The sequence below is a fragment of the Paenibacillus sp. SEL3 genome, assembly GCF_054602585.1.
Genome location: NZ_CM137725.1, coordinates 4,707,100 through 4,725,108 on the forward strand (window position 1 = coordinate 4,707,100; position 18,009 = coordinate 4,725,108).

Annotated in this window: 17 protein-coding genes and 1 riboswitch; of the genes, 13 read left to right on the forward strand and 4 right to left on the reverse strand. The window is 49.6% G+C overall.

All coding sequences use genetic code 11. The features are described 5' to 3' along the window. Positions 1–70 precede the first annotated feature (70 nt). Positions 71–472, reverse strand: coding sequence for a secondary thiamine-phosphate synthase enzyme YjbQ (locus ACYCS5_RS21685; protein WP_029516379.1), 402 nt, complete (start codon positions 470–472; stop codon positions 71–73). 221 nt (positions 473–693) lie between these two features. Between ACYCS5_RS21685 and ACYCS5_RS21690 the strand changes: the two genes are divergently transcribed. Both ACYCS5_RS21690 and ACYCS5_RS21695 read left to right on the forward strand, forming a co-directional pair. Further along, a complete protein-coding gene (locus ACYCS5_RS21690; RefSeq protein WP_029516380.1) occupies positions 694–1,755 on the forward strand; it encodes a sulfate/molybdate ABC transporter ATP-binding protein in 1,062 nt (353 codons plus the stop codon). A gap of 189 nt (positions 1,756–1,944) precedes the next feature. Beyond that, positions 1,945–2,715 carry an MBL fold metallo-hydrolase gene (locus tag ACYCS5_RS21695; protein ID WP_029516381.1) on the forward strand — a complete coding sequence of 257 codons (771 nt, stop codon included), beginning with the start codon at positions 1,945–1,947 and terminating at the stop codon, positions 2,713–2,715. 15 nt (positions 2,716–2,730) lie between these two features. Here ACYCS5_RS21695 and ACYCS5_RS21700 read toward each other — a convergent pair whose 3' ends face one another. Then, positions 2,731–4,224 (reverse strand): aminotransferase-like domain-containing protein, encoded by a 1,494-nt coding sequence (locus ACYCS5_RS21700; RefSeq protein ID WP_449291629.1) that lies wholly within the window; start codon positions 4,222–4,224, stop codon positions 2,731–2,733. 132 nt (positions 4,225–4,356) lie between these two features. On the opposite strand from ACYCS5_RS21700, the gene ACYCS5_RS21705 reads away from it, so the two are divergent. After that, on the forward strand, positions 4,357–5,268 hold the full coding sequence (locus ACYCS5_RS21705; RefSeq protein ID WP_029516383.1) for a DMT family transporter: 912 nt from the start codon (positions 4,357–4,359) through the stop codon (positions 5,266–5,268). Between the two features lie 139 nt (positions 5,269–5,407). Here the strand turns inward: ACYCS5_RS21705 and ACYCS5_RS21710 are convergent, their stop codons facing one another. Both ACYCS5_RS21710 and ACYCS5_RS21715 read right to left on the reverse strand, forming a co-directional pair. After that, entirely contained in the window at positions 5,408–6,208 is an 801-nt protein-coding gene (locus tag ACYCS5_RS21710) for a Cof-type HAD-IIB family hydrolase (RefSeq protein WP_029516384.1), read from the reverse strand. 162 nt (positions 6,209–6,370) lie between these two features. Next, positions 6,371–7,372: a lipoate--protein ligase gene (locus ACYCS5_RS21715; RefSeq protein ID WP_340954799.1), complete on the reverse strand. Its 1,002-nt coding sequence runs from the start codon at positions 7,370–7,372 to the stop codon at positions 6,371–6,373. A 160-nt stretch (positions 7,373–7,532) separates the two neighbouring features. On the opposite strand from ACYCS5_RS21715, the gene cobD reads away from it, so the two are divergent. The 10 genes from cobD (at position 7,533) to ACYCS5_RS21765 (ending at position 18,002) form a co-directional block, all read left to right on the forward strand. Further along, the gene (gene cobD / locus ACYCS5_RS21720; RefSeq protein WP_029516386.1) at positions 7,533–8,636 is read left to right on the forward strand and encodes a threonine-phosphate decarboxylase CobD; all 1,104 of its coding nucleotides are present in this window, start codon (positions 7,533–7,535) and stop codon (positions 8,634–8,636) included. Beyond that, the gene (gene cbiB / locus ACYCS5_RS21725; protein WP_459760102.1) at positions 8,626–9,597 is read left to right on the forward strand and encodes an adenosylcobinamide-phosphate synthase CbiB; all 972 of its coding nucleotides are present in this window, start codon (positions 8,626–8,628) and stop codon (positions 9,595–9,597) included. The genes cobD and cbiB overlap by 11 nt, the downstream gene beginning before the upstream one ends. Positions 9,598–9,646: 49 nt before the next feature. Beyond that, positions 9,647–10,399: a histidine phosphatase family protein gene (locus tag ACYCS5_RS21730; protein ID WP_029516388.1), complete on the forward strand. Its 753-nt coding sequence runs from the start codon at positions 9,647–9,649 to the stop codon at positions 10,397–10,399. 122 nt (positions 10,400–10,521) lie between these two features. Next, a riboswitch (cobalamin riboswitch) is annotated at positions 10,522–10,713 on the forward strand. Positions 10,714–10,920: 207 nt separating this feature from the next. Next, complete coding sequence (locus ACYCS5_RS21735; RefSeq protein ID WP_029516389.1) at positions 10,921–11,928, forward strand: ABC transporter substrate-binding protein; 1,008 nt, start codon at positions 10,921–10,923, stop codon at positions 11,926–11,928. Continuing rightward, positions 11,925–12,971, forward strand: a complete 1,047-nt coding sequence (locus tag ACYCS5_RS21740; protein ID WP_029516390.1) for a FecCD family ABC transporter permease — start codon at positions 11,925–11,927, stop codon at positions 12,969–12,971. The genes ACYCS5_RS21735 and ACYCS5_RS21740 overlap by 4 nt, the downstream gene beginning before the upstream one ends. Next, the gene (locus ACYCS5_RS21745) at positions 12,968–13,801 is read left to right on the forward strand and encodes an ABC transporter ATP-binding protein (protein WP_029516391.1); all 834 of its coding nucleotides are present in this window, start codon (positions 12,968–12,970) and stop codon (positions 13,799–13,801) included. Before ACYCS5_RS21740 ends, ACYCS5_RS21745 begins: the two co-directional genes overlap by 4 nt. Before the next feature lie 43 nt (positions 13,802–13,844). Beyond that, positions 13,845–14,915 (forward strand): nicotinate-nucleotide--dimethylbenzimidazole phosphoribosyltransferase, encoded by a 1,071-nt coding sequence (gene cobT / locus ACYCS5_RS21750; RefSeq protein WP_029516392.1) that lies wholly within the window; start codon positions 13,845–13,847, stop codon positions 14,913–14,915. Continuing rightward, positions 14,912–15,478: a bifunctional adenosylcobinamide kinase/adenosylcobinamide-phosphate guanylyltransferase gene (cobU, locus tag ACYCS5_RS21755; protein WP_069012672.1), complete on the forward strand. Its 567-nt coding sequence runs from the start codon at positions 14,912–14,914 to the stop codon at positions 15,476–15,478. The genes cobT and cobU overlap by 4 nt, the downstream gene beginning before the upstream one ends. Beyond that, positions 15,475–16,344 carry an adenosylcobinamide-GDP ribazoletransferase gene (gene cobS / locus ACYCS5_RS21760; protein WP_341039096.1) on the forward strand — a complete coding sequence of 290 codons (870 nt, stop codon included), beginning with the start codon at positions 15,475–15,477 and terminating at the stop codon, positions 16,342–16,344. Before cobU ends, cobS begins: the two co-directional genes overlap by 4 nt. Before the next feature lie 38 nt (positions 16,345–16,382). Further along, a complete protein-coding gene (locus tag ACYCS5_RS21765) occupies positions 16,383–18,002 on the forward strand; it encodes a cobyric acid synthase (protein ID WP_459760103.1) in 1,620 nt (539 codons plus the stop codon). Positions 18,003–18,009: the final 7 nt, after the last annotated feature.

Here is an 18,009-nt window from a genome sequence, read left to right on the forward strand (position 1 = left end):
ACTAAGAATTTAACAGACGATGATGCATCCAGTAGGAAAACATCATGGTCTGTTTTTTTACCCGTTTCCGTCAGCCCTTCATGATTTTCACATGGTATTGACGTCTGCGTGGTCCGTCGAATTCACAAAAATAAAGTCCTTGCCATCGTCCGAGCAACAGCTTTCCATCATGGATGATGATCGTTTGTGAGGGGCCTGTCGTGATGGATTTTAGGTGGGACGCTGTATTTCCCTCCATATGGCGATATTGGGGATGCTCCCACGGATAGACTTCATCTAGTCTTAACATCACATCATGTTTGACATCTGGGTCTGCATTTTCATTAATGGCGATGCCGGCTGTCGTGTGTGGACAATAAACAAGTGCGGTTCCTTGTTGCACCCCGCTTTTTTCGATCAATGAAGCAACCTCTCGTGTAATATCACGAATTTCATCTCGCCGTGTAGTGGATAATTCTAAAGTATGCAACAATAACTCCATCTCCTTTCTTCCTAATACTTTACCCTTTTAATTCCTAATATAATATATAGAGTTGACGAAAATTACCTTCCTTTGATAAAGTATCACATAAGAAAAAACATAGTATATGCATTGGAATAATTAAATGATTTTAAATGAGGTACGTGCTTTGCGGTAAGCAAGGCTGCTGCTGTTCCTGAACAGGTCCAGAAGCGGAAAGGAAGTGTACGGATATGCATGTGGAAGTAAGAGGATTAAACAAGCATTTCGGTAATTTTCATGCAGTAAAGGACGTATCTTTTGATATTCAGGCGGGCCATCTTATTGGCTTACTCGGTCCAAGTGGTGGGGGGAAAACCTCCATTCTTCGCATTTTGGCGGGTCTGGAGCAACCGGATGCGGGAGAAATTCATTTTCATGGAAAAAGGGTAAACGAGCTGTCCCCGCAGGAACGTGGAATCGGATTTGTATTTCAAAACTATGCTTTGTTCAAGCACATGAGCGTCTACGACAATATTGCCTTTGGTCTGAAAGTGAAAAAAAGCTCCAAAACCCGTATCAAGGAACGGGTCACGGAGTTGGTCGAACTAACGGGGCTCAAAGGATTTGAGCATCGTTATCCGCATCAGTTGTCAGGTGGACAGCGACAGCGAGTTGCTTTTGCGCGTGCTTTGGCACCAGAGCCTCAATTGCTGCTGTTGGATGAGCCTTTTGCAGCTATTGATGCCAAGATTCGTCAGGAGCTGCGCACCTGGCTGCGAGAGTTGATTGAGCGGGTGGGCATTACTTCAATTTTTGTCACCCATGATCAGGATGAGGCGATTGAAGTAGCGGATGAAATTATGGTGATTAATCAGGGACGACTGGAGCAGAAGGGAACGCCTTGGGATATTTATAAAAAACCGGGTACCCCGTTCGTGGCTTCCTTCATTGGGGAATCTACGGTGATTGAACAGGCAGGCAGTCTCAAAGGCTTCGAAGAAGCTGCTGGAGTGGGAACACGTGCCTTGATCCGTCCGGAGTATATTGATGTCGGGCCAAGCGAGGAATTTACGCTTCTGTCGGCGACCGAGGAAGGCGTAGTGAAGCATTTGCATTTTCGTGGAAGTGAGTGGATGGTTGAAGTACAAGTTGGGGACCATCGTCTCATGACGTACCGTTCGCTGGAGAAGTCTACGCTGGAACCTGGTCAGCAGGTGCGAGTGTTGGTGCATCGAGCCTATCTATATAATGACCAGTCCAGCTGGATGGTGGAAAACCGCCTGAAGGAAGATCCCATGCCTATCATCATTTAAAAATCAGGCTTTTGCAAAATTCTCAAATATATATGATCACGCTTGGGGGGATGTCTAGCCTGATTTCACGGCTTTGGGCATGCTCCTTTTGGCGTTGGACGCTGGAAGGATTTACGCAGATGATTTACGTAGAATCGGTCTGTTCGTTATAATAGTAGTAAAAAGACCCAAATAGATAGGAGTTAAACCATGAATCGGCTTATTTTTCTTGGCACGGGGGATGCAATGGGGGTTCCGCGTGTATATTGTGATTGTCTCGTATGCACAGAAGCTCGCACGACAGGGGCGAACATAAGATTGAGATCGTCTGTGCTGATCGAAAGCGAGACGGAGGACTTTATGATTGATTGTGGCCCGGACTGGCGCAGACAGCTAGAATTACGCGATCTGCGTTTTATCCCTACGATCCTTGTGACACATGCACATTTTGACCATATTGGAGGATTACCAGAATGGGCAGATGCCTGTCGCTGGACTGGGAACAGAGGTCGATTGTACGCGCCACAGGAAGTGATCGACACGATCTTGCGGCAATTTTCCTGGCTCTCTGGAAATTTGGATCTTATTCCAGTAGATCAGGGAGCCCAACTTGGCGGGTGGAATATCCGGGGATGGCGTGTGAATCACGGGAAGAACGGATATGCCTACGCTTATCGCCTGGAAAAGGACGGCTTCTCGTGGGCCTACTGTTCGGATTCGATTGGATTAAATGAGGCGGAAATTCTGCCTTTGCACAATCTGAATTTGCTCGTCCTGGGAACGAGTTTTTATCATGAGGAGGCCGAGTATGCCACCCGCTCTGTATATGACATGCTGGAGGCACAGGAGCTTATAGGAAGGCTTAAGCCCCAAAGCACAGTGTTTACACATATGTCCCATGATGTGGATGTCACACGCAATTATGGGCTTCTGGAAGGGATTAGTTTGGCACACACCGGCATGAGTTTGCCGTTAGAATAAAGGTGCATTTTACCTTTACATCGTTCGACTGATACGTAGAAGGGCGGAGATTCCTTCTTTGATTTGTAGCTCGTTGGCGTATGAATAGGACAGTCGTACATGCGTTTTACCCTCTGCGCCGATGGGATCAAATACATTGCCGGGGACAAAGGATACAGATTCTTGTACACTTTTGGCAAGTAATTCATTAGGTTTCAACGTAGAAGGCAGCTGGAGCCACAGGTTGAGTCCTCCCGCTGGGCTGGTCCATGTCCAACCGGAATCGCGGAGACTGTCTTCCATCGTTTCCTTACGAATCTGGAGCGCGATACATAGTTTTTTAATATGCTGCTGCATACGTGGAGATTGAAAGTATTCTAAAAATAGCTTTTGATTCAGCAGTGGCGATCCATTGTCCACCAACGCTTTGACGTTGAGCAGGCTGTTCATGAGCTGTGGTCGGCAGGTCACGGCTGCGATTCGTAGACCGGGTGCGACATATTTACTGTAACTTCGAATGTAGACGACGCTTCCCGAAACATCATAGGCGAAAATCGGAGAAGGAGGCTTTTGCCCAAAGCTGATGTCATAGGTGCTGTCATCCTCAACAATGAGGCAGCCGTAGCGCTCGGCTAGTTCAGGCAGTCGTTTGCGTTGCTCATCGGGGACCGTAAAGCCCGTCGGGTTGTGGAATGTCGGATTCATATAAAAGAGACGTGGTTTTTCCGTTTTCATGCACCACTCAATCTGGTCCATATCATATCCTTCTGGTCGAATATCGGTCATGGTCAGACGTGCGCCTTGTCTGCGGAATATTTCCATGGCAGGACCATAAGCAGGGCGTTCGATCAATACACGGTCTCCTGTATGGAGCAGAGATCGGGCAATTAAATCAATGGCTTGCTGTGCTCCCGAGGTAATCATCACTTCATCCGGTGATAAAGCAAAATGCTTATCCACGCTAAAATGCTGCGCCATGGCCTCCCGAAGCTCGGTATCACCCTGTACAGCGGAATAGGTGGCTGCTACTTTCGGATGCTTTTCAAAAACCTGCATCATCAGCTCTCCCCAAAATCGGTTGGGCAGGAGAGAGGGGTCAATCAGCGCTTTGGAAAACTGGAAATTCGCATTCACTGATTGAACGCGGGTAAGTCCATCCATTCCTCTCCAGGCTGAAACTGACGGATCATCTGCCGCATGGGCAGATTTGGAGTGAATCGTGAGGTCTATGGACGTATGTCTCGAGTAGCCAGCATATTTTGCATGTCCAGTCGCTTGGGAAGCATGAACGTAATATCCTGATTTGTCCCTTACATAGACCAGTCCTCGTTGCTTCAACTCCTGATATGCCCGGAAAACAGTTAGCCGATGTACACCCAGCTCCTGAGCCAAGCTTCGTACGGACGGCAGCTTCATGTCTGTTTGCCAATCCCCGCGATCGATCCGCACAGCTACATAATGGATAACCTGCTCATACAGCTTTAAGGCATGATCGGCTGGAAAAAGTAGTTCGCTGTTGTTCTTACCCATGCTATCCACGCTCCTTTGTGTGTATTGTACTATATAGCACTTCAAAAACGTATACAACTGTTCTGTAGTTATACAACTGTTCTGTTCGTCTCCCTGTATGCTTAAAAGCAACTGAAGGGAGAGGGACGTATCATGATTGGGATCGCGTTTACAGTAATGTGTCTTATTTTTGGCACAACGTTTTTGGCCATAAAAGTGGGAGTGGAAGCCGGGCTTCCGCCGTTTTTATCGGCAGGGGTACGTTTTTTCGCCGCAGGTGCGATATTATTTATTGCTATGAAGCTGACCGGAAAGGTGAAATGGTCGTTATTATGGCGTAAGGAAATGTTGCTGATTGGAGCAGGAACGACCTTCGGTACCTTTTCGGCCTTGTATTGGGCAGAGCAATATGTCAGCTCCGGGATCGGAGCTATTCTGTCAGCTACCGGGCCGATGATGATCGTCATTTTGCAATCTGTACTGCTACGGCAAAAAACGTCACGGATTACGGTCGTTGGCTGCATGATCAGCTTTCTTGGTGTGGTGCTGGTTGTGCTGCCCGGATTGGCGGTTCAGATCAGTGGTCTGTGGCTGGCGGGATGCCTTGTTATTTTGCTGGGGGAGCTGTGTTATTCAGGGGGAGCTCTTTATTCCAAGCGAGTGATGGATGTATTTCGTGAAACGAACCCGATTGCCCTGAATGCGGCGCAAATGATCCATGGGGGATGGATGCTGCTGTTACTGTCTGCGATCACGGAACCGTGGAGTTCTGAGGGGTGGCAGTACCTTCCTGCCATGGGGTCTTTACTCTATCTGATCCTGTTTGGTTCGATGATTGCACATACACTGTTCTACTGGCTCATGGAGCGTACAAATCCCCTGTTTCCGACGACGTGGCTGTATATATCACCGCCGATTGCGGTGGGCTTGGGAGCGTTGTTGTATGGAGAGCATGTAAGCTGGTGGATGCTGGTTGGGGTGCTGCTCATTGTGACCGGACTAATCCTTATGAACAATGGAATTATCCGTTTGGTGAACAGGCGTAAGTTACGTTCTGCTGCCTGATATTTTATAGCGGTCAGGTTATTATATGATCTGACAGAAAAGGCCTCCAAACTGTCGTATGTTACTGATCATGCGACAGTTTGGAGGCTTTGTTGTTGTATTACTTTATTTAAGAATTATGGGAGCAGGCACTTTTTGCTTATTCAACATTGAGTACGAATTTGTCGATGGCGTGCTTAACACCATCTTCGTTATTGCTGCGAGTGATGTAATCAGCCAGCTTCTTCAAATCAGGAATGGCATTCTCCATCGCTATGCCGAGACCAGCGCATTCAAGCATTTCATGGTCGTTCCAAGAGTCGCCGATGGCAATCGTTTCCGACAGTTCACAGCCAAAATGGTTTGCAAGGAAGGTAAGCGCGTGACCCTTGGTGCCTTCATGGTGCATAATTTCCAGAAAGTGAGGCTTGGATTTTGTAATGTGAACTTCATTGCCAAGCAGTACGCGAAGTTCAGGAATTAATTCATCCAACACTTCCGGCTCGTCGATAATCAGCAATTTAGGAGCCGGCTGCTCTATAACTTTACTGAATACAGGCTCTACAAAATATTCCGTGTTGTTCAGCTCCGTGTAATCTTTGATTTTCTGATTATCTTCACGTGTGTACAATTTGTCATCAATATACGTTTGTAGATGCAGATTGCGTTCCACGCAGAATTCATACAGACGACGTGCAGCCACGAGTGGAACATAACGCTCATACAGCACGTTTTCGTCCAGCAGGTTTTTAACCAAAGCTCCTTGATACGTAATGATCGGCACGTTCAAACCAGTCTGGCGAGCAATTTTGTGTGCAGAGGCATAAGCTCGTCCAGTAGCGAGGGTAACCACCACACCTTTCGCTACAGCAGCTTCTAATGCCTGTTGTGTCGCTGGTGTAACTTCTTTTTGGTCGTTAATGAGTGTATCATCAATATCAATGGCAATTAATTTATACATATCGGTATTCTCTCCTTTATCTCTATCATGGGGCAATGCTAAAATTGTATCTTATAATATTCAAAATGACAATATCGCAATGAAAAGGGGACGGCTCTTATAAGAGCCTGTCCCCTTATAACCACTGAAGTATTGGTTTGAAACGATGGGAAAAAGTAACGGTTAGTCTTCCAAAAATACAAGTCCAACAAAATCGTCCAACTCAATATTACCAAAATAGTGCTTCAAATCGAGAGAGGATAAGGCTTGACGTACCTCACCTTCATCATAACGCTTGCCGCGCAGGATATTTTCAATATCAGCAACGTCACCCACACCGAAGAAATCCCCATAGATTTTAATATCACGGAGGTAGCCTTCCTTAAGATCCATGCGGATATCAATAATACCGACTGGAAATTTACGTGTGTGCTTGATATTGCTCTCGGGGGATAGACCGTAGTTCCAATCCCACGATTGGTAGCGTTCTTTGGATATTTCATGGATTTTGGCCCAATCGGTATCGGTGAGCTTATATTGAGGTACTTGATCCAATTCTGATCCGAATATGAAACGCAACAGTTCCTCGCGAAATTGCTCTATGGTCATCTCACGGTCCATCAGTTCGCTGATGTTAGCTACGCGACTGCGGACAGATTTAGTGCTTTTGGATTTGAATTTTTCGGGATTGGCATGCAGTGATGCAGCCACATTGTCCAGATTCAGGTTAAACATCAATGTACCGTGGCTGAACATACGTCCGCGTGTGGCAAATTGGGCGTTTCCTGAAATTTTACGTTCTCCGACCTGCAGATCGTTGCGGCCTGTCATTTCAGCTTCTACTCCCATTTGGCGCAGAGCATCAATCACAGGTTGCGTAAATTTAAGGAAATTATGAAAGGACTCCCCGTTATCCTTGGTAATAAAACTGAAATTTAAATTACCGAGGTCATGATATACAGCACCGCCGCCGGACAGGCGACGAACGACTTGAATATTGTTATCTCTGACAAACTCGGCGTTGATTTCTTCAATGGTATTTTGATGCTTGCCTATAATAATAGAAGGCTGATTAATGTAAAACAGCAAATAGCTGTCGTCCAGCGGTAGATGCTTGAGCGCGTATTCCTCAATAGCAAGATTAATGGCTGGATCGTGTATCCCCTGGTTGTCGATGAACAGCATGTCCATTCCTCCGTATATAAACTGTGTAATTTTATGTGTGCCTCCTTCTATTGTAACCCAAGTGAGCCATGTACAAAAGCTCATTTGCATTGACGGGACGCAAAAAGCAGCCTCATAATGGAGCTAAATGATTGGAAACGGGCGGAAAGGATGAGAGGCAATGATAGAGGTTTACGGTCATGGCGGGGACAGGGAAACAGCTGCGGCGACATTTGGCGGGACTGCTGCTGATTTTGTAGATTTTAGTGCAAATATTAATCCGCTTGGTCCACCGCCTGAGGTGCTTGAGGCGCTGCAACACTCATTTGACACTGTGATTCGCTATCCAGACCCTGGGCATCGGAATTTTAAAAATATGCTCGCACGGCGACTGCATGTTCCACCGGAGTCGTTAAGTATCGGAAACGGAGCGGCTGAGAGCATGGCGCTCTTGTTATTGGGACTAGCTCCTAAGCGTGTGGGTACAGTGGAGCCGTGTTTTTCGGAATATGCCGAGCTGGCTGGCAAATTCGGAGCCGAGGTCAACCGGGTGTATGGGAAGGCCTCGCTTCAATGGAAGGCGGACGTGGAGGACATCCTTCAGCTCATGGAGCAGGTAGATGTTTTGTTCCTCGGGCAGCCGAATAATCCAAATGGCGTCCAATATAGTGAGCAGGAGCTGTGCGAGCTGGCAGAGGCGGCTGGCACAACGGGTACTGTGCTGGTGGTGGATGAAGCATTCATTGATTTTATTCCGCTGGAACGGCGAATCTCACTGCTGCCTGTGCTGGATCGCTATCCTCATGTGATTTTGATCCGGTCAATGACCAAATTTTATGCCATTCCTGGCCTACGATTGGGTTATGCGATTGCTCATCCGGACTATATCCGGCGAATGACGGCCAAACAGGTGACCTGGAGTGTGAATGGGTTAGCGTTGCTGGCTGGGGAGGCATGTCTGAAAAGTGGGCAAGCATATGAGCGCCGAACACAGGAGCTGATTGCTGCGGAGCGCAACCGTCTGTTGACCGGCTTGGCGGAATGGGGCTGCGGTGTCGTTCCCGGCGAAGCCAATTACGTGCTGGCAAGGGCGCCGGGTACGTGGAGCGCATCAGCTATTCAGCAGGCGCTTGGACAACGCGGAATCCTTATACGTAGCTGTGCTATGTATCCGGGACTGACGACGAGCCATTTTCGGATTGCAGTCAAGGATGCAGAAGCCAATAACAGGCTGCTATCTGTATTGGGTGAAGTGCTGGAGGAGGAGGAGCGGCGTGACAGTTAGCTTGATTATCCTGGCAGCCTATCTATTGGACAGGCTGATCGGTGACCCGAGGTGGTTGCCGCATCCAGTCATCGGTATGGGACATGCCATTTCAGCATTGGAAAAAGTGATTCGCTGCCAGGTCCGAAGTGACCGAGGGCTGAAACGTGCAGGTATACTGCTTCCACTCATTGTGGCGGGAGGCTCCTTTGCGCTCGCCTGGGCGCTGTTGCAATTGCTTGCCTGGATTCATCCGTGGTTATCTGTCGGCGCAGAAATAGTGCTGATTGCGACCACGATTGCTTCCAAAGGACTAAAGGATGCAGGAATGGCAGTCTACCGAGCGTTGCAGGCGGATGACCTGGCTGTGGCACGGCGGGAGCTGGGCATGATAGTCGGGCGGGATACGCAGCAACTTGATAAGCCTGAGATTGTACGCGGTACGGTTGAAACGGTCGCTGAAAATATCGTGGACGCGATTATTTCCCCGCTTTTTTATGCCTTGATCGGGGGAGCACCCTTGGCGCTGGCTTATCGTGCTGTGAATACGCTCGATTCCATGGTTGGGTACAAAAATGAAGAGTATCTGCATTTAGGCTGGGCTTCAGCACGTCTAGATGATGTGGCTAACTACATTCCAGCACGCCTGACAGCGGCAATGCTTGTGATAGCGGCGTGGATGTACAAACGAGATGCTGCAAGAAGCTGGCGCACAGTCAAGCGAGACGCTCGTCTGCACCCAAGTCCGAACAGTGGCTTCCCGGAATCGGCTGTTGCTGGTGCATTGGGGATTCGTCTTGGAGGATATAATGTGTATCATGGCGTGCGCTCCTTTCGTGCATACATGGGGGATTGGATACGACCGCTAGAGTCGAAAGATATACGGCATACGATCCAGCTGATGTTCGCCGTGTCCAGTATGTTTGTAGGATTGTGTTTGTTAGGAGCCGCAGGTTGTTTTGCCTTGGGATGGGTGCGGTGAGGGTGAGGAGTGACACGCTGAATAATGATCGAGCAGGAAGTGACATTTCTTGAAACAAGATATAGCAGCAAAAAGGACAGTAGAATACGCACAAAGACCGAACTCACAGGAGGATAAGGTGCCGTATGATGCTAAAGAAGATCTGCATTGGGATATGGAGCTCGTGTTAGTTCGTCACGGCACAACCTTATGGAACAAGGAACGTCGATATCTGGGACACTCCGACTTAGGTTTGCTACCGGGGGCAGAGCAGGAATTAAAGCCTTTGCAGGAAAAATTGCAAGGTCAGTCCTTTGCTCGAATCTATTGCAGCGACTTAATGCGATGTCGCCAGACCTTGCAGATCATTGTGCCGGAATCAGAGTTGACGTCTGGGCGTTCCCTATCTACTATGCCTCCTATGATGGAACCATGTCTGCGAGAGCTTCATTTTGGCGAGTGGGATGGAAAAACGTATGACATGCTCAAGGATGTGTCGTTGTATCGGGCTTGGATTGATGAGCCGCAACGGATCACCCCACCTGGTGGAGAGTCTTGGACAGATTTTGTAAATCGTCTGCGCAAATTTCTTGACTCTCTGTATGAATGGCGTGTTGCTATGGAAGTTCAACCCATGGATTTGACTGCTACGTCGCCCTCTGTTTTGGTCGTTACGCATGGTGGCGTAATTCGTCAGCTAGCTTGCATGCTGATACCGGGCCATGATTTTTGGAGTCTGAATCCGAAGCCGGGAGAAGCATTAAGGATTCAATTGAGGCTGGCAGGACCGCACAATTACATAGCGGAAATGCTTCCTCATTAGGTTAGACACCAGCGGATAAAGAGGCTGTTTGGGTTGTAAGCCGCCTCATTTTAACCTATAATCATCAAGTAAAAGAACGGCTTGACTACCACTACATCAAATATCCAGCAGACGAGGTCGGCGCAGCGTGATGAAACTATGGTTTCCCTCCCTGCGCTGTTAAAAGGGAAGTCGGTGTGAATCCGGCGCGGTCCCGCCACTGTAAATGGAAACATGCCCGTTAGTCCTCTTTATATGTTACTAAGCATATGAAAGAATTTCAGGACATGTATTTTACCATAAGTCAGGATACCTGCCCGTCCGCCTGTCACCATAATCCTTCGAGGAAAGGATGACGTGTTCGCAGTGACTGTCCATGCGGAAAGAAGCTGCCGCCTGCGCACGATCTGCGCTAACGTGACCCCTGTGTCCTGATATGAGGATGCGGGGGTTTTTGATAGGAAAAGAAGGCTAGATTTAGAAGATATCTGATGATGTTCAAGTAACGCTCTTAACGATTTATTTATGAAGGGGTGCAAATCATGGCAGGAAAAAAAATAAAGGTGTGGACAACAGGTCTATTGGCTCTGATTTTGGCAGTTGTGCTGAGTGCATGTGGCGCTAATGGAAAAAATGCAGAAAATAAAGAGGGTCAGGCTTCTTCACAGCAGCCGGGACAGGCAGTAAACGCACAAGAGCCTCCGGGCAAAACGGTTTACCCGCTCACAGTTAAAGATGCAACAGGACAGGAATTTACATTCAAAAAAGCGCCGGATAAAATCGTTTCCGTCTCCCCGGCAGAAACCGAGGCGTTGTTCGCCATTGGGCTGGATAAGGAAATTGTCGGCGTCTCCGACTACTCTGATTACCCGGAAGCAGCTACGAAAAAGCCTAAAGTGGGCGGTATTATGAAACCGAACGAAGAGGCGATCATTGCTGCGAACCCGGAAGTCGTTTTTGCAGGGATATCACTTAGTGAACAGGCTACGACCAAGCTGCGCGACATGGGAATTATGATTTTTAAAACGGAACCGAAGACAGTGGAAGATGTCATGGCTAACATCGAATTGTATGGGAAAATCACCGATCATCAGAGAGAAGCAAGAGCGGTGACTGACAAGATGAGAGCAGATGTAGCAGAAGTAAAAGAAGGAATTAAAAATATCGGTAAAGGGCAGAAGCTGCGGGTATACGTCGAGTTTTCACCAGGCTGGACAGTGGGTAAAGGCGAGTTTATGGACGAGCTGATTACGTTGGCGGGCGGCGAAAATGTAGGTGCCACGCAGAAGGGGTGGTACCAAATCAGTGAGGAAAATATTATTGCTGCGAACCCTGACGTGATTTTGTACAGCAAAAGTGTCAAGGACGACAAAACGGGCCAGACGCTCGGTGATATCATTAAAGCTCGCAGTGGATGGGATCAAATATCGGCTGTTCGCCACAACCGGGTATTTGCCGTGGATGATAATTTGATCAGTCGTCCGGGTCCACGCGTAACGGAAGGTCTCAAGGAAGTGGCCAAGGGCGTGTATCCTGAAATTTTCAAATGAACCGTAAACTGATCGGCTTTGGAGGGACAGGTCTTGTCCTGCTGTTGCTGACGCTGCTGCTCTGTCTTGGCATCGGCTCGGCCAAGCTTCCGGTCAGCCAAATCACGGGCATTCTGGTTAACCACCTACCGTGGTTAGGCGATACGTTTACACCGGATTGGAATACATCCTCAGAGCAGATTATTTTGAAGGTCAGATTGCCACGAGTGTTACTGGGAATGTTGGTAGGAGCAGCGCTGGCGCTGGCGGGAGCCGGATTTCAGGGTGTGCTGCGTAATCCTTTGGCTGATCCGTATACACTGGGGGTATCCTCGGGGGCTTCGGTAGGAGCGGCAGTACTGATTTATTGGGGCCTTCAATTTTCATTTGTTGGCATATGGACGCTGCCGCTAGTGGCATTTACGACCGGAATGCTTACGCTGTGGATGGTGCTGACGTTGGCACGGGAAGGTGGGAAAATTCCGACACAAAGTCTCATTTTGTCGGGTGTGGTGATGCAATCCTTTCTGGGAGCGGTTGTTTCCTTTCTGACAGCCATGTCGAAGGAGACGGTCAATGAAATATTGTACTGGACGATGGGAAGTCTTAGTCTGCGCGGTTGGTCATATACAGGAATCCTTTTACCTTATGTGGTCATAGGGCTGGTATTTCTATGGAACCGGGCACGTGTGCTGAATATTTTGGCTTTGGGTGAACGTCAGGCGGCGCACATGGGAGTTCATGTAGATGCGACGAAGCTATCTGTTCTGATTATTTCCACGCTGCTGACAGCAGCCGCTGTCTCGGTGTGTGGCGTGATTGGCTTTGTTGGACTCGTTGTACCGCATATCATTCGTCTGGTGACAGGTCCTGATTACCGTATGATTGTTCCATTATCTGCGCTCGGCGGAGCTGTTTTTATGGCTTGGGCAGATACGGCGGCTCGCACATTGTTAGCCCCCACAGAAATTCCTCTGGGCGTGATGACGGCCTTTGTTGGGGCACCGTTCTTCGCATATCTCCTGTACCGAAACAAGAAGCTGCGCAGGGGGGGACTGCTGTGACAGAACAAAGTGAATCACAGAAGGTGCGTGATCGGGCATTAGAGGTAGTGGGTCTGACACGTGCCTATGGAGAGTTCCATGCTTTAAAAAATATAAGCTGGAGCGTCGACGAAGGAACTTGGTGGGGGATTATTGGTCCGAACGGCAGTGGAAAATCGACCTTGTTGCATTTGCTTTCCGGTGTAGATCAGCCAACTTCGGGAAACGTTCATATCTATGGCAAAAAGGTCGGTAGCTACAGCAGGAAAGAGCTTTCCCGACTCATAGCCGTACTCCAACAGGAAGGGCTTCCTCCCGTGGGATACACCGTCAGGGAAGTCGTAGAAATGGGACGTTTTCCCCATCAGGACTGGCTAGGCAGGGAAAAGGGTGTTGATGTGGAGGCGATCGCGGATCGCGTGCTGGAGCGATTGGGTCTTACCACGCTGGCGGACAGAGCATTAGACCGTTTGAGTGGGGGACAGCGACAGCGTGTAGCTTTGGCAAAAGTAATGGTGCAGGAGCCACGAATATTGCTGCTGGACGAGCCTACGACCTATCTGGACTTGCGCTATCAGCTTGAATTTATGGAACTGCTGGCAGATTGGCGCCAAGAAACGGGTGTGACGATCATTGCGGTCTTGCATGATCTTAACTTGACAGCCCAATTTTGCGAAGATTTGCTTGTACTCAAGGATGGAATGGTTGAAGGATTGGGAGCTTCATCGAAGTTATTAACTGAGGATCGGATTCGACGAGTATACGGTGTTGAGCCTGTGATGCTTCCGCATCCTGATAGCGGTGTGCCGCAGCTCTTGCTGCGCAGGAGCGCTTCGGATACAGCAGATTAAATAAACGATGAAACACACTTAAAAAGAGCAGGGAGTGGAAGGTATGAACGACAAGCTGCGTCAGCTGATCGATAGCATTGCCCAGCCGGATGGGGTGGCGGCCTCGGCAGCTTCAGCCCATTTGGACCAATTAACAAAGCCACCGGGAAGTCTTGGAAAGTTGGAAAGTGTGGTCATTCAGCTAGCAGGAATTACAGGAGTGGATAAGCCTGAATTCGATCGTAAAACGGTTATGGTCATGGCTGCGGATCACGGGGTGTGTGAAGAGGGAGTCAGTGCCTTTCCGGCTGAGGTTACACAGCAAATGCTGTATAACATGCTGTCAGGTGGCGCAGCAATTAATGTGCTGGCACGCCATGCGGGCGCAGATGTCAAGGTGGTAGATGTTGGCGTGAATGCGGATGTCGCTCACGCGAATCTGGTGGACCGAAAGGTACGCATGGGTACTTCGAATATAGCTAAAGGGCCAGCGATGCTGCGTACGGAAGCGGAACAGGCGATTTTGGCCGGAGCTGGAGCTGTAATAGAAGCGGTCAAAGGTGGCACACGGCTATTCGTTACTGGAGAGCTGGGCATCGGGAATACCACAGCCAGCGCTGCGGTCGTATGTGCTCTTACCGGGCTAGAGCCGGAAGTTATCGTAGGCCGGGGAACGGGTGTAAATATGGCTGGGCTTACCCGCAAAATAGCGGTTGTCTGCCGCGCATTGGACGTGAACCAGCCAGATGCAAATGATGCGCTCGACGTGCTCACTAAGGTCGGCGGTCTGGAGATTGCCGCCTTGGCAGGAGTCATCCTCGGCGCAGCCGCACATCGCTGTCCAGTCGTGTTGGACGGCTTTATTTCCGGCGCAGCTGCCCTCGCAGCGCGTGCACTTGCGCCTGCAAGCGCTGCGTACATGCTCGCTTCGCACGCCTCGGACGAGCGCGGGCACGCGGCGGTGCTCCGCGAGCTCAAGCTGGAGCCCATGCTTCATTTGGACATGCGGCTCGGGGAGGGCACAGGTGGTGCGCTTAGCTTGCACCTGATTGATGCGGCGTGCCGCATTATGCGCGAAATGGCGACCTTTGCCGATGCAGGCGTATCGGACGGTCAGGGAGCCGCGCAGCGATGAAAGCGCTCGTGACCGGCGGGGCACGCAGCGGGAAAAGCGGCTTTGCCGAGCGATTATGCATGTCGCGCGCGCCTGGCGCCTGCTACATTGCAACGGCGCAAGCCTACGACATGGAGATGAAGGAGCGCATCGCCCTTCATCGGGTCCAGCGCGAGTCTGCCGGGTACGACTGGCAGACGCTGGAGGAAGCGCAGGCGCTGCCGGAGCTGCTGCGACGGCTTGGCGGCGATCAAGCGTCGCAGCCATCACCCGCGCCTATGGTGTTAGTCGACTGCCTGACCCTGTGGCTGTCGAACGTGCTGCTGGCCGCAGGCGAGGACGGCGAAGCTGCGTCCAAAGTTGCCATTAATGAACTGACGGCAGCTGTGGAGCAGTATCCGGGGCAGCTTGTCATCGTGACCAACGAGGTTGGTGACGGCATTGTGCCCGAATATCCGCTTGGTCGGCTGTATCGGGATTTGAGTGGGGTTATGAATCAGCGGATTGCCCGTCTTTGTGATGAAGTATTTTTGGTGACGGCGGGTATTCCCGTAGAACTCAAACGGCTGGAATATAAGCTATGAGCCGCGAACGTCAGGCTGTTGCTGCTGCTTTTCAATTTTTAACGCGTCTTCCGGTGAAGGCTGAACTAGACTTTTCCCCGGATTTGCTTAAACGCAGTGCAAGTTATTATCCGCTGGTGGGAGTGGTCATTGGCATCATCGTCTGGGGCTTTGCGGCGCTTGCTTCTATGGTGCTGCCGCCGTTGCCGTGTGCGATTCTTACTCTTGTTGTCTGGGTTTGGTTGACGGGTGGATTGCATTTGGACGGGTGGATGGATGCGGCTGATGCCTTGTTCAGCTACCGATCCCGTGAACGGATGCTGGAGATTATGAAGGATAGCCGTGTAGGGGCAATGGGCGTTATTGCTTGTGTGTTGCTGCTCATGCTCAAGGCTTCTTTGCTATATACGGTGCTGGTTGAACGGAATGTGTCTGGCTTGCTGCTGCTTCCGATGGTTTGGAGCCGCTGGTTTATGGTACATGCGATGAAGCGCTGGCCTAAAGCCCGTAATGATGATGGACTGGCTGCGCGTTTTGCTGATATGAGTGGTGGCCGCGTAGGGTTGGCCGTATTCTGGGCTGTATTAGTGACCCTGAGTGCTGCCGTAGGACAATATCTTCTGGCAGGTTTGGCTACAGCAACAAGGGATACTGGGAATCTGTCGTTGGCAGGATCATGCTTACAAACCTTGCTTTCATATTCTGAAAGCCTTCCAATCTCGATAGGTTTTGTGTTGATTCCGCTCTTGGCTTACGGTGTTGGAACCTTCACGGCAAACCGTATTAACCGCCGCTTGGGTGGACTTACGGGAGATATATACGGAACTTTAAACGAATTGCTGGAGACTGTTTTATTGTTGTTTATTGTCATTTTGTACGGGTTGTGACCAGATTTGAAATGAATTCGTTAAAGGGGAAGAGGCAATTGTCAACTTTCGAACCGTCCTGCACGAGCCCGGCAGCCGTATTGATGCTTCAAGGAACAGCGTCGGATGTGGGCAAAAGCGTGGTGACGACTGCGCTTTGCCGTATTTTTACGCAGGACGGATATCGTCCAGCACCATTTAAGTCGCAAAATATGGCGTTAAACTCTTATGTTACCGAAGACGGCAAGGAAATTGGACGCGCTCAGGGGGTGCAGGCTGAGGCCTGCGGTATTGAGGCCACGACCGACATGAATCCGATTCTGATTAAGCCGGTCAAAGATATGCACTCACAAATTGTTGTACACGGTGTACCTTATGCCTATATGAGCGCCTCCGATTACCGGAAGGATTTTTTGCCAAAAGCCAAACAGACCGTTATGGATGCTCTGAATCGGTTGCGCGATACCTATGATATTGTCCTTATGGAAGGGGCAGGCAGCCCGGCAGAGATTAATTTGAAGGACCGCGATATCGTAAATATGAATCTGGCAGGTTGGGCGGATGCTCCAGTGTTGCTTATTTCAGATATCGACCGGGGCGGTGTTTTTGCCTCTCTCGTAGGAACTATCGAGTTGCTGGAACCCCATGAAGTACAACGTATCCGCGGATTTATCATTAACAAATTCAGAGGTGATCTGTCTCTGCTGCAACCGGGATTAGACTGGCTGGAGGAACGGACAGGCATTCCTGTACTCGGTGTATTGCCCTATCTACCAGACATTCGCATTGAAGCAGAGGATTCGGTAGTACTGGATAAGAAGCCCAAGCAATCTGCAAAGGATAAAGAACTGGATATTGCAGTGATACGATATCCACGGATTTCCAATTTTACGGACACGGATGCTCTGGCCGCAGAGCCGGATGTGAGTGTTCGTTATGTCACAGAAGCCGGACAGTTGGGTGTACCGGACGCCATTATCTTACCGGGGACCAAAGACACCATTGGAGACCTGTTGGAATTGCGTGAGAGAGGTCTGGAGAAAGACATTCGGCAGGCTATGAATACCGGCTGCACACAGCTAGTTGGCATTTGTGGAGGTTACCAGATGCTGGGTACAGCGCTAGCTGATTCCGAAGCCGTCGAATCTGGGTTGCCGCAGCAGGCAGAGGGGTTAGGTTGGCTGGCTCTGTCCACGACCTTTTTGAAGGAAAAGCAAACCGTACGCGTACAAGGAACCCTGTCTAATCATTGTCCGCTTTTGCTTGGCACTGCGCCTGATTCGGGTTATGCCTCCAAGCCAAGTATTGAAGGTTATGAAATACATATGGGCGTTACGGAGTATGTTACGGAACCATACGCACCTACAGGTAGAACTTTAAACCTAAGCGAAATGAAAAGGTTATTCCATATCCGGCGTGGCGAAGGAACAGCTTTTGAGGAAGGCTGGGGTACGACAGACGGTAAAGTATGGGGAACCTATTTGCACGGTGTGTTTGATAATGACCGTTTTCGCCGATGCTGGCTGGATGGATTGCGACAAGCCAAGGGCTTGGCACCTTTAGAAAGCACTTTTACTGTACGTGAAGCCAAGGAACGAGAGTTTGACCGTGTCGCAGAGGTGGTTCGGGCTCATTTAGATATGGAGCAAATTTATCGTATGATGGGAATGAATTCATAAACTTCAT